Annotated in this window: 12 protein-coding genes and 1 other annotated feature; all 12 genes read right to left on the bottom strand. The window is 46.6% G+C overall.

What is annotated here, in order from left to right; translation table 11 throughout:
- Window positions 1-84 precede the first annotated feature (84 nt).
- Window positions 85-756: a Crp/Fnr family transcriptional regulator gene (locus C6P39_RS10795; protein ID WP_095174968.1), complete on the bottom strand. Its 672-nt coding sequence runs from the start codon at window positions 754-756 to the stop codon at window positions 85-87.
- A gap of 101 nt (window positions 757-857) precedes the next feature.
- Window positions 858-2666: an aryl-sulfate sulfotransferase gene (locus C6P39_RS10790; protein WP_095174969.1), complete on the bottom strand. Its 1809-nt coding sequence runs from the start codon at window positions 2664-2666 to the stop codon at window positions 858-860.
- Window positions 2667-2874: 208 nt separating this feature from the next.
- Entirely contained in the window at window positions 2875-4044 is a 1170-nt protein-coding gene (locus tag C6P39_RS10785; RefSeq protein ID WP_095174970.1) for an NAD(P)/FAD-dependent oxidoreductase, read from the bottom strand.
- Window positions 4045-4316: 272 nt separating this feature from the next.
- A complete protein-coding gene (locus tag C6P39_RS10780) occupies window positions 4317-5717 on the bottom strand; it encodes a hypothetical protein (RefSeq protein WP_408608521.1) in 1401 nt (466 codons plus the stop codon).
- Window positions 5718-6020: 303 nt separating this feature from the next.
- Entirely contained in the window at window positions 6021-6527 is a 507-nt protein-coding gene (locus C6P39_RS10775) for a helix-turn-helix domain-containing protein (RefSeq protein ID WP_104803784.1), read from the bottom strand.
- A gap of 332 nt (window positions 6528-6859) precedes the next feature.
- Entirely contained in the window at window positions 6860-7234 is a 375-nt protein-coding gene (rplL, locus tag C6P39_RS10770) for a 50S ribosomal protein L7/L12 (RefSeq protein ID WP_018596966.1), read from the bottom strand.
- Between the two features lie 69 nt (window positions 7235-7303).
- Window positions 7304-7804: a 50S ribosomal protein L10 gene (gene rplJ / locus C6P39_RS10765; protein ID WP_095174972.1), complete on the bottom strand. Its 501-nt coding sequence runs from the start codon at window positions 7802-7804 to the stop codon at window positions 7304-7306.
- A 63-nt stretch (window positions 7805-7867) separates the two neighbouring features.
- Window positions 7868-8008, bottom strand: a sequence feature (ribosomal protein L10 leader region).
- 56 nt (window positions 8009-8064) lie between these two features.
- Window positions 8065-8589, bottom strand: a complete 525-nt coding sequence (locus C6P39_RS10760; RefSeq protein WP_104803783.1) for a hypothetical protein — start codon at window positions 8587-8589, stop codon at window positions 8065-8067.
- 25 nt (window positions 8590-8614) lie between these two features.
- Window positions 8615-9118: a hypothetical protein gene (locus C6P39_RS10755; RefSeq protein WP_104803782.1), complete on the bottom strand. Its 504-nt coding sequence runs from the start codon at window positions 9116-9118 to the stop codon at window positions 8615-8617.
- 12 nt (window positions 9119-9130) lie between these two features.
- A complete protein-coding gene (locus C6P39_RS10750; RefSeq protein WP_104803781.1) occupies window positions 9131-9415 on the bottom strand; it encodes a hypothetical protein in 285 nt (94 codons plus the stop codon).
- A gap of 39 nt (window positions 9416-9454) precedes the next feature.
- Window positions 9455-9970 carry a hypothetical protein gene (locus C6P39_RS10745; protein WP_158661531.1) on the bottom strand — a complete coding sequence of 172 codons (516 nt, stop codon included), beginning with the start codon at window positions 9968-9970 and terminating at the stop codon, window positions 9455-9457.
- Window positions 9971-10148: 178 nt separating this feature from the next.
- Complete coding sequence (locus C6P39_RS10740) at window positions 10149-11174, bottom strand: foldase protein PrsA (protein ID WP_104803779.1); 1026 nt, start codon at window positions 11172-11174, stop codon at window positions 10149-10151.
- Between the last annotated feature and the right edge of the window lie 3 nt (window positions 11175-11177).

Below are 11177 nucleotides of genomic sequence, written 5' to 3'. Positions count from 1 at the left end.
ACCCTGTCAAGCGTGTCAACCATTTTTTGTTAAAATATTTTTGCGCTTTCTGGGCATACTGTCCCTGTGCTTTTCCCCTGTATTTCACAGCATTTCCTGCAGTCTCTCCACATTTTCAATATACATTTCCTGCCCCCGGATCTTAAAATATCCTTCCCTTTCCATCATTTTCAGCTCCTGATTCAGAGAGGATCTGCTCACATGGAGCATATTTGCCAGGATAGACTGGGACAAGGGCATGTGCACCGTCTCCCCTGGTACAATGTCATTCATTCCCACGATCCAGTAAGCGATGCGCTCCCGGATGGTCTGATAATTCAGGCAGTTAAGGTAAAGCTGGTCCTTCAGGCCGCGCCGGGATATATAGAGCAGAAGGGAATACATCAGCAGGCTGTCACGTTCCAGCATCTCCTCCAGGACTTCCACCGGAATCCAGGCCACAGTGGACTTCTTGGCAGCTACCAAGGAATAGGTATAGTATTTTTTTCCGGAAAAATAGAGCAGCTCCGGAAAAATATCATTCTTTTCAAAATAAGCATGGCACAGTTCATCCCCATTGACGGTCTGGTCCACTGCTTTCAGGATACCATCCAGCACGATCCCGAAATGATTGATCTTACTTCCCTGGGGACAGATCAGCTCTGATCTCTGGTATGTCTTACAGTTTATACGCGGCCGGTACATGCAGTTCCCCATACAGAGGTCCGCGAAGGGAACCGGACAGCTTTTTTTCGGTTCCTCAAAAAACTTGTGCATATAAATCCCTCCCAACCCTTAACTTTAAATCTAAAAAAAGAAACGCAAAGAGGGGCTGCCTAAAACAGCTCCTCATTGCGTTCCTTCTATTATTAATGTATTTACTCCAGTGGTCTGTCCAAAATATCGCACAGATCATCATAATCCTTCTCACCATTGAAACGCTGAACCTCTTCCCCATTTTTAAAGATTGCAACGACGGGGATTCCTCCGATATGACACGCATCCAACAGATCCTGGTTGGCGTCTACATCCACATAGCGTACTTCATACATGCCCTCATATTCTTCCTGAAGGGCCTCCTCCAGAACCGGATGGAGTGCCTTGCAGTGTACACAGCGTTCTGCCCCGAAGAGCACCAGGACCGGTTTGCCCTTGACCTTCAGCACATCATCATTCCAGTTTGCCATGGTCACCGGTTTGAAAAAGTCTTTATTTACCTCAAAGACTTTCTCCCTCTGCGTCACATCTTCCTCATCGTCTGTGGCCACACACAGTGCCACATCTTGATAATACGGCAAAGTTCCTTCAATATCAATGATTTTTTTCGCTCCAAAGGCTCCGGCTCCCGGCACGCGGTATGTTATGTTGTCAATTGGGGCTATTGGTACCTCAACCGGAACAGGTTCCTGGGGAACGTAGCTGTAAGGATAACGGTAAGCCCTGTAGATCATATTGTTCTTCGGACCTTTTTCATTGTGTGTATAATAAGGAGAGATCCACTCCCACACAATCTCATGCTCCGGTGTCACCTCAATGACACGTCCGTCGGAACCTTCTGTAACCATGGTATTTCCGTTTGGCAGACGCTGGGCACTGCTCACGTAGGGACTGTAGAATTTGCTGGCATCCGTGGGAACCGCATGGCCAAGTTCCTTTGGGGTGAGTTTCCAGACAACCTCCAGGGTCACGGGGTTAAACTCCAGCACACGGCTGTAATCACGCAGGGCATTCTTGACACCAATAGGAGCTGACGGGTTCGGCACACCGTAGCCGCCCCAGCCGCCGTTGTCAAATACCATCAGGTTGCCCTCTCCCGGAAGTCCTTTTGGGATCATATGGAAATGATGCTGTCCGATGATCCAGCCCAGTTTTTTCAGTTCCGGCGTGGCGTTAAAGTCAGGACCGATCCGCCAAACGATCTTTCCGGTCTCCTTGTCAAGGATTGCCAGGATGTTGGCTTCCCTGCAGTCAAATATAATATTGTCCGGTTTAAATCTCTGGTCGCCCAGATCGTACCATTTGTTTGGACCCAGGTAGCTCATGCAGTTTACATGCAGGTAATCTCCTACACCGCCGTCTGAGGAACGCATATTGGGATCACGGAACAGTGCGTTTTTGGCTGCCTCATCAAAGCCCAGTTCCTCAAAATGTTCACTGATAGACCATTTCCAGAGGATATTCCCCTCCCAGTCCACTTCGATCATTGCGTCATCCAGGAGCTTTTTGTCAGAAATCTTGGGATTTCTGATGGTCTGATGCACTAATATCAATGTATTTCCTTCCAGAGGCTTTGCATCCATACCCGGAACATAATACCCTACAGGGTTTCCCTCTCTCTGATAATCGTGGTGCTGGCGCGCCATCCAGCGGTGGTCTCTGCCCGGGTCGTCAATATTTTCAAAATGGTCGAACTCCCAGACAATATTGCCGTCATAGTCGATCTCCATCAGGTTTACCCCGTCCTGCATTCCGTAATCCGGATGACGGTATCCGGAAAGCCCCATAACATATCCGCCCGGAAGCAATTTAGGCGGCATGGCATGCATATTCCAGCGCCTGATCTCATTTCCGTTCATGTCGAACAGCAGAACGCCGTCGTTGATCAGCGGAACAATGGTATATCCGCTCCAGCATTTCTCAGGATTGTAAACAGTGACACCGTGTGGAAAAACTAATGGCTGACCCATAATCTATTACCTCCAAAAATTAATTTAATCGTAACGTTTAGTACCCTCACAGTTACAGGCAAAATCCATGCAGAATCGCCTTGGGCGATGGGATTTTTGCTTGGCCGTGGTACACTTTCTTACGGTCAGCGCAGTGAATGCGCAGACCTGCTGAATAGTTCATTTAATCTATACAACCGTGCCGAATCATCGGACACATCTTTTGCAATTACCTTTCTTTTACTTCCAGCAGCTTTCCGTTTTCATAAAACGCTGTGGACACTGTGCGCCGGACCTTCAGATTCTGGTAGAGAAGATTCTGCCGCGTGATGTCCTGGCGGTAAACCTTCCATTCTCCCTTTAACTGCTGTTCCAGTTGGGAAACCGCCTCGATATCAGCATTGTTGTAGGGATTATAGAACACAAACGCGATCTTCCCGGAATCCGGTCCTAAGATGCCTTCAATCTGTCCCAGTTCTTTCACGTAACGCTCAGAGGCAACTGCCGCCACCGCGCCGTTGGCCGCTGAAGTGACAACCTGCCGCAAAAATGTCTGTGTGCAGTCTCCCACTGCATAAAGCCCGGGAACACTGGTCTCCATCTTATCATTTACCTTAATGTAGCCGCTCTTGTCACAGGTCACCATCTCCCGGACCATCTCCGTCTGAGGCACCATACCTACAAAGAAGAACAAACCAGCTGCGCTTACTTCCCGGACCTGGCCGGTTTCCACATTTTTAAGCACCAGAGATTCCACATGATCTTTTCCCTTGATCTCCTGCACGGTGGAACTCCAGCAAAAATCTATTTTAGGGTTCTGATAAGCATGTTCCGCCGACACCTCATTGCAGTCCAGATGGCCTTTCTCATGCAGAACAATAATAGTGACCTTGGAAGCAAACCCTGTCAGATAATCTGCTTCCTCCACTGCCTGGTCTCCGGCACCCAGTACATAGATCTCTTTTCCTTTAAAGAACTCCGCATCGCAGGTGGCACAGTAAGCAACTCCATGTCCCACAAACTCTTTCTCCCCGGGAATACCCAGTTCCCTTGGGCGGGTACCCAGATCCAGGATCACACTGCGGGCCTTAAAGTCTCCCCGCCGCTTTGTGCTGACCACAAAAAGATTTTCCTCCTTGCTGATCCCAGTGGCTGTGGTCCGTTTCAGTTCCACAGTGGGATAACTGCCTGCATGTTCCCTGAACTTTTCCATGAGGTGCTGGCCGCTGTCCACAATGGTGCCCGGATAATTCCTGATCTCATAAGTATCATTGATCCGCCCGCCATAACTACCCTTTTCCAGAAGAAGGGTCTTTCTCTCGGATCTGCCTGCATAGATAGCCGCCGCAAGGCCGGCAGGACCGCCGCCCACGATGACCAGATCATAAATTGATTCCATATGTTCATCTCCTATTCTTGGTTTCTATGTCTCGGTTTCTATATTTGATCTCTTTGTTTGATCTCTATGTTTGATCTCTTTGTTTGATTTCTTTGTTTGATTTCTTTGTTTGATCACTATGTTTGATCTCTATGTTTAATCTCTTTGTTTGCTCTCTTTGTTTGATTTCTTTGGTTGATCTCTATGTTTGATTTCTTTGTTTTTACACCTTTGACTTAATCTCGTTTCTTATGTCCCATTTTCTGTAACCGGTTCTCTATCTGCTGTTCTGTCTATATCCGGCCTTTCACTTTTTTTTCGGTTTTATCCCGGCATTCTCTGCCCACTCCCGAAACCACCCAGAAGATACAGATCGCAGTTAAGATCAGGCAGTAAAAGGAACAGAGGAAAATCTGAAACGGCGTCACCGTGGGCAGATAACTGTGGTTCTGCACCATCTCATTGATGATCGTCACACTTCCCATAACAAACGCACTGTTAATAGGTATGATCGCACTGAAGTTGGTTGCGTTCGCTGTCAAAAGAATGCTCCTGCGTTCCGGCGGGATACCGCTTTCCTGCCCGATCCTGTCTGCCATGTCCCCGAACATGAGGATGGACGGCAGCACACATCCGGCCAGCAGTATATTGATAATGACTATCCCTGCGGTCAGGACTGCCTCGGCGCCCCGTTTTGTCCTGGTAAATTTGCCGGAAAGAATATAACTGCAGCATTTTTCCAGCATTCCACCGTCCACCGCCACGGCGATCAGTCCATAAAGCAGGATGGTGGATACCGCCACATCAATGATCCCGTAAATCCCTTCAAAGATGATCCCCTTCAGGCCTGCTGTCTCATAGTCAATGCTCACAATATCGGAGAATGTGAACAGTCCGGTAAGCAGTCCGACCACAAGCCCTGTGACGATTGCAAAGGAAAGCCCCTCAAACAGATTTCCCGTCTTAAAACAGATAAAGAGAAGCACCGCAACCGGAACCAGCATCCATAGCCCTCTCACATCGGAAAACTTGGACAGCTCCGCCATATCTCCCATGGTTCCCTGCCCGGCTCCAAATATAAAATACAGAACCATTGTGGCTGCCCCTGCTGCCAGAATATAAGGTGTCCTCGATCTCAGGGTGGAAAGAAGCTGTGCAGGCCTTCCCGTTCCCTGTTCATGCTGTGTCATCACTGTGGTGTTGATCACCTGGGAGCTTGGAGACAGCGCATCCCCGAAGAAAATACCGCTGATCAGTGCACCGCTCAGCATGGCCGGATTGGCACCCATAAGGATCCCGGGCGGATAAAAGATCGGAATCACTGCAAACAATGCCGCTATAGGTGCCCCAGCCCCCATAGAGATTATGGCTGAAGCCAGAAACGCGAAGACCACAAACCCACTCTTTGTGATCCCCAGTTGAAGGCTGAGCCAGATGAACCCGTCTCCAATCTTTCCGGTCATCATCAGTTTGGAAAATATGCCGATGATCAGGAAGATAAATATTAGCCTTGAATTCCCGTACTGTGCCAGCCCGTGAACAATGGAGTCCCAGTATTTTCCTTTGTTCCTGCAGAGAAAGAAACCTGCCAGAAGGGAAATGACCGCTGCGAAGATCAACCCTTTCATTGAATAATAATGAAGCCCCACTGAAAATATTCCGCCTATCAATATGTACAGCCCGAACGGCATCATGGCAAATGCCTGGCTGCCCCAGAAAACCAGCCTGGGTTTTTCTGTTCCTATGCTGCTCACCCCGTTTCCTTTAGATAGTTAAAAGTATAACACGCCTGGAAAACTATACCTGTTCGCGCGCCAACACTTACACAATTTTTTTTAAGTTCTCGCAGTTTTTTTGACATAACTGACAAAAGACCCATAGCATCAGGTTCTTTTCCCCTGGTACCATCGGTCTTTTATTTAACAAGGGCTTCCTCCCTCCCGGAGGGAATCCCCACTGTATCCTGCACATTCACGATGTGATCATGCATATTTAAATTATCTGTGTTGGAAAACTCTTTTTTTAAATAATTTGATCTTTGAGATATATTTGCTTGTATAGATCACAGCTATGATAAGCATTCCGAAAGATATACCGGCACAGAGTGACGCAATATTTTCCGCGGCTCCGCTCTCGGCCAGACCCATGCCCTCCAGAATTATAAAAACTATAAAACACAATACGCCAATCCAGGAGAAAATATGCAGTTTTTTCATCAGCCTCATTTTCTCATCATTGCTATAATCCGCAACCTTCAATACAGTTTCTTCTAAATCTTTATTCATCTTCTCACTCTTCCTTTCTCCGTCAAGCAGTTCCCTCAGATCCACATCATAATAATCTGCCATTTCCACAAGGATATCCAAATCAGGCATATTGTTCCCTGTCTCCCATCGCGAAACGGTTCTTCCGGTGACATTAAAATGTTCCGCTAACTGCTCCTGGGTAAGCCCTTTTTCTTTACGGAGCATTTTAAAAAAACTCCCTATCTTTTTCTGGTCCAATTCCTTGTTCCTCCTTTCAACGTTAGTATAGTCCGGGAACGCTGCATATAACACGACACAGAGTGAGAAATGCCGTATTTTACTACCGGACATACCGTGTCCGATCCTAAAATTTAATAGGTTTGCAGAGGCTTTCGGCTCCCCCGGTTGCTTTTGTTTTGTAAATTTCCAGCAACACAGAACATGCTGCCATCGTTAATTAAAAACCCCGGTACCATATAGATACCGGGGCTAAAATAATATAATTTTTATTGTAAGATGTGTAAACAAGTGTGTAACGAATGTTCATTATACCTTATCTACCTTGAAAACACAAAGTATTTACGCTTAAATTATTTAAGTGTAACTTTAGCGCCTTCGCCTTCAAGTTTTGTTTTGATCTCTTCAGCCTCTGCTTTGGAAGCAGCCTCTTTGAGGACTTTCGGAGCACCGTCAACAACTTCTTTAGCTTCTTTTAAGCCTAAGCCGGTAACTTCACGAACAACTTTGATAACTTTAACTTTGTTAGGACCAACTTCTGTCAGTTCTACGTCAAACTCATCTTTCTCTTCTGCTGCTGCTGCACCATCACCTGCTGCTGCAACTACAACGCCTGCTGCTGCGGATACACCGAACTCTTCTTCGCAAGCTTTTACTAATTCATTTAATTCTAATACAGATAACTCTTTGATCGCTTCAATAAATTCAGCTGTTGTTAATTTTGCCATTTTTATTTACCTCCAATTTTTTGTTTTATTTTCATTTGATAGTACATCTGACTTTGTCAGTGTATTAGCTTACTCTGCTGCTGCACCGCTCTGCTGTTCAGCAATCTGGTTAAGCACACGAGCAAAGTTTGTGATAGGAGACTGGATACTTCCAAGCAGTTTTCCAAGCAGTTCTTCTCTTGAAGGAACTTTGGAAAGTGCCTCGATTCCTGCCTTGTCGTAGTAAGCGTCTTCCACAACACCTGCTACTAATTCCAGAGTCGGAACTTCCTTTGCATATTTTGCAAGGATTCTTGCCGGAGCAGTTGCATCTTCCATACATACTGCTAAAGCGTTTGTTCCCTCTAAATGCTGGCATAACTCTTCACAAGGAGTTCCTTTGAAAGCAAAGTTCATCATTGTGTTTTTGTATACTTTGTAAGTAACACCAGCTTCTCTTAATTCCTTACGCATTTTTGTATCCTGCTCAACAGTGATACCTTTGTAGCTTACTAACACTACGGATGCGGCATCTTTAATACTGTTGGCAATCTCGTCTACGACCGGTTTTTTGAGTTCTACTTTTGCCATGAATTAGTGCACCTCCTTATTTTTTTAGGCTGCGCTGCACATATATCGAAAGGTACTTCAACGATTAGTACGAAAAAAACCTCTCTGCATAGACAGAGAGGCTTCATCAATCCTAATAATTGCAAGAATGAATCTTTCCTCGGCAGGCGTTTTATCCTTATGCCTAACGGCACCTGCTGTCTTCGGCAGCTATTCCTGTATTAAAATATCATGCAGGACAAGTATTGTCAAGCTTTTTCTTCATAAAACTTGATTAAATTTTATCTATCCTTCAGTTCCACACCGTAAACAATGTATCCGCTGTACTGTGCGCCTTTTACCGGGGTCAGACTTGGAGCTACGGAGAGCTGGTAATCCTGGCTTCCGTTTTCTGTAAATGCAGCCAGCTCCATTCCCTTGATCTGGTTTTCCAAAGCCCCCATTTTGGGTTCCCCGTCGGTTCCCGTCACGTATAAGGTCAGGGTCAATTGTTTTCCTTCCGGGTTCTCCGGATCTTCGGCTGTCAGGTACAGTCTGCCGAACACACCGTTTCCTTTTGCCAGAGTAACCGATATCTTTTTATCCTCCGGCAGATTTTTTATCTCTTCAGCCGTAACCTTCACGTCTGTGCTCCCTTTTGCCGCTACCTCAACCGTCTCCGGGACCGTGACGGTGTAGGCCGGCTCCGCTGATTCAAATAATGTGAGATTTGTCACAGATGTGCTGTCTGCCAGGGCTGCCATTGGAAAAGCAGTGCACATTGCCCCTGTCAAAACTGCTGTCATTATTTTTCTCCCTCTTGTCATGACTTTCTCCTCCTCTTTCCAAACACTACACCACATGCAGAATAGTCTTCACCTGCGCTCCGTTCATAGATTCCAGACTGTCATCCAGAGAATATGTACTAATGTTGATATATAGATCATAATCCCCCTTTTCCGGCAGATTCTCAACCGTAAACTTTGTTATGGCCTTGCCGGGCTCGATCAGATCCGAATCATAAAGTACCTTTGATATCTCCGGTATCTCCAGTGTATACTTAAAGTAGCAGGGATTTCCTTCGGGATTCACAAGACTCATCTGAAATTCCCCTGCGTCCTTACCTATTGTCAGTTCTCCGTACCCCGGTATTTTGATCCCTGACGCCTCGCCTGACCTGTCCTCCAGGTTCTTATCCCAGTCGGACGCGTCGGCCGAAACCACAAGCCCCCTGCCATTTCCGTTATCCGGAGCTTCCTTTCCGTGAAACAGGAGAAAAGATACCGCGAGGATCACTGTCAGACCGATCCCCACTGCAGCAAACACTGCTTTTTTTGTATTTCCTCTATTCTGCATATTCCTCTTCCTTTAATCTTTTTCAATAGGATCCTGCGCTTTTTCTCGGGTCCAGACCAATAAGAGCACGGCACCTCCCGCAGCCGCACAGGTCAGCAGCAGGACCAATATCTGTCTGTCATCCCCCGTTTTGGCAGCAGCCGCCGCGGACGTTTTTGCCGTATCTTTTTCCTTACTCTCCGTATCCTTTTCCGTGTAGAGATGAAGACTGCTGGAAGATGCCAAAACACGAACCGGTGCACACACAAGCAGTACCGAGAGCGCAAGGATAAACATCAGCTTACCTTTTCTTATCATGTTAATTCCTTTCCTGCTGCACATGGCAAAGGCTGTATTTTAACTGTCCGCAAGCTGAATCCCAAATGTTATGCTTCCCGTATAAGCCACGCCATATTCAAACCTTCCGGCGATCACCGGTTTGACTGTGTACTGCTTTGTCTCACTTCCGGTAAACGCCACAACCTCTCTGCCGTTTGCCTCATCTTTGCCCCCTGTTGTCTCAATGGTCTCCCCGGCTTCATTGATGATCTGGTAGCGGATGGAGGTATTCGGTGAGGTATCCCCCTCAAGGACCATCTGATTTCTATAAGCACTGGTCCCTGCAATTGTCACGGAAATCTTTTTGCCCTCCGGAAGGTTCTCCACATTTTCGGCTGTCACCTCCACCGCTGCACCTTCATTTCCCATAGAAACGGAAGCAGGTATGGTCACTGTGTAAGAAGGGTCAGCCGTGAGTACGGCGCTGATCTCCTGGTTCTGGGATGTGGTCTCTTCTGCTGCAAAAGCAGTCAGCGGCATTGCCATGCACATAGCTGCTGTTAATATAGCAGTTGTAATTCTTTTTCTCATCATGTTTCCTCCTTGGAATAAAGTGTGATCATTGATTACAGGACAAGTATACTGCTGTGACCAAAGATTCGTCTTCAAAGGAAAGTAAAATCGGCCTTAAATGTTTGTTATTCACGAAACGCAAAAAATCCCGGAACAGCCCTGTATAAATGGGACTTTCCGGGATACTTCCATATGTTTGTCACTGTAAAAGAACCTCTTTGGCCGCTTCTTCCAGCTTTTTGCTTTTTTCTTTTATTTCCGCTTTTTTTACCTGCTCCTGAATTGCCTGCTCCGCTCTCTCAGTCTGGATTCGGCTCTTCAGGATTCCCTCTGTCTGCTCAAAAGGCAAGACCCCGTTTTCCACTCTTTCCAGGCATTTCATAATAAGGTTATTTCCGCCTGCTGTGAAGGGTTCGCTTATTTCTCCCTTCTGCATGGATGACGCCAGCATCCAGCGCATACTGTAGACCCCGCTTTTTCCCTCCTGGGTATCAAGACTATTCATCTCCAGCTCATAAAAGCTGATTTGGGGATAATCCTCCTCAAGTTCTTCCCGGCTGCTTTCTGCTCTTATGGCTTCTGCTGCCTCCTGAAGCTCTGCTGCGTTCTCTGCTTTGGTTTCCGCCACAAGCATTTTCACCCCTGTATCATAGCGATACTCATCCTGACGTTCACGGTAGGCTGTTTGCAGCTCCTCCTTGGAAAGTGTCTGTTCTTTTTTCAGCTTCTCCATTAATTCAGCTTCCAGTTCAGAATATGCATATTGGTAATAGGACTCTTCCGTGTAGGAAGACAAGCCATAAGTCACCTCACCGGAAGTTCCTTTCCTTGAACGGGAGGCATTTTCTTCCTCCATGGAGGATTTTATGGCACTGTAGTCCATATCTGCCTGTATCCCATTATCCTTAGCCATGGATGAAAGTGTCTTCTTGTATATCAGGTCTTCCTTTGCCAGGTTCATGATAACCGCCAGTGGCGTCTCACCGTCTATGGGGGTTGTCCAAAAATCTTTCCGGTTTGCCTCATCTGTGGAATAGCGGCTTTTTACCTGTGCCTGAAGCTGCTTTATCTCTGACTGGTATTCCTCTTTTGCCACATCCTGCCCGTTTATCTCCATTACAGTGCGCAGTTCTTCCGGCTTCTGAAACCTGATATAAAAAACCAGCCCGGCCAGGAGCAAAAGGACTATGGCAAAAACAGCGTCAACAATATATTTTTTCCGCATTCG

The sequence above is a fragment of the Blautia marasmi genome, from assembly GCF_900258535.1.
Classification (GTDB): domain Bacteria; phylum Bacillota; class Clostridia; order Lachnospirales; family Lachnospiraceae; genus Blautia; species Blautia hominis.
The sequence above is the reverse complement of the archived record's forward strand: the minus strand, read 5'-3'. Positions and strand labels throughout refer to the sequence as shown.

Excerpts from the sequence above, each read along its gene's own strand:
- rplJ (WP_095174972.1), bottom strand. The coding sequence starts at position 7,804 with ATGGCAAAAGTAGAACTCAAAAAACCGGTCGTAGACGAGATTGCCAAC.
- C6P39_RS10740 (WP_104803779.1), bottom strand. The coding sequence starts at position 11,174 with ATGCGGAAAAAATATATTGTTGACGCTGTTTTTGCCATAGTCCTTTTG.
- C6P39_RS10755 (WP_104803782.1), bottom strand. The coding sequence starts at position 9,118 with ATGCAGAATAGAGGAAATACAAAAAAAGCAGTGTTTGCTGCAGTGGGG.
- C6P39_RS10790 (WP_095174969.1), bottom strand. The coding sequence starts at position 2,666 with ATGGGTCAGCCATTAGTTTTTCCACACGGTGTCACTGTTTACAATCCT.
- C6P39_RS10745 (WP_158661531.1), bottom strand. The coding sequence starts at position 9,970 with ATGATGAGAAAAAGAATTACAACTGCTATATTAACAGCAGCTATGTGC.
- C6P39_RS10750 (WP_104803781.1), bottom strand. The coding sequence starts at position 9,415 with ATGATAAGAAAAGGTAAGCTGATGTTTATCCTTGCGCTCTCGGTACTG.
- C6P39_RS10795 (WP_095174968.1), bottom strand. The coding sequence starts at position 756 with ATGCACAAGTTTTTTGAGGAACCGAAAAAAAGCTGTCCGGTTCCCTTC.
- C6P39_RS10760 (WP_104803783.1), bottom strand. The coding sequence starts at position 8,589 with ATGACAAGAGGGAGAAAAATAATGACAGCAGTTTTGACAGGGGCAATG.
- C6P39_RS10780 (WP_408608521.1), bottom strand. The coding sequence starts at position 5,717 with ATGATGCCGTTCGGGCTGTACATATTGATAGGCGGAATATTTTCAGTG.
- C6P39_RS10785 (WP_095174970.1), bottom strand. The coding sequence starts at position 4,044 with ATGGAATCAATTTATGATCTGGTCATCGTGGGCGGCGGTCCTGCCGGC.
- rplL (WP_018596966.1), bottom strand. The coding sequence starts at position 7,234 with ATGGCAAAATTAACAACAGCTGAATTTATTGAAGCGATCAAAGAGTTA.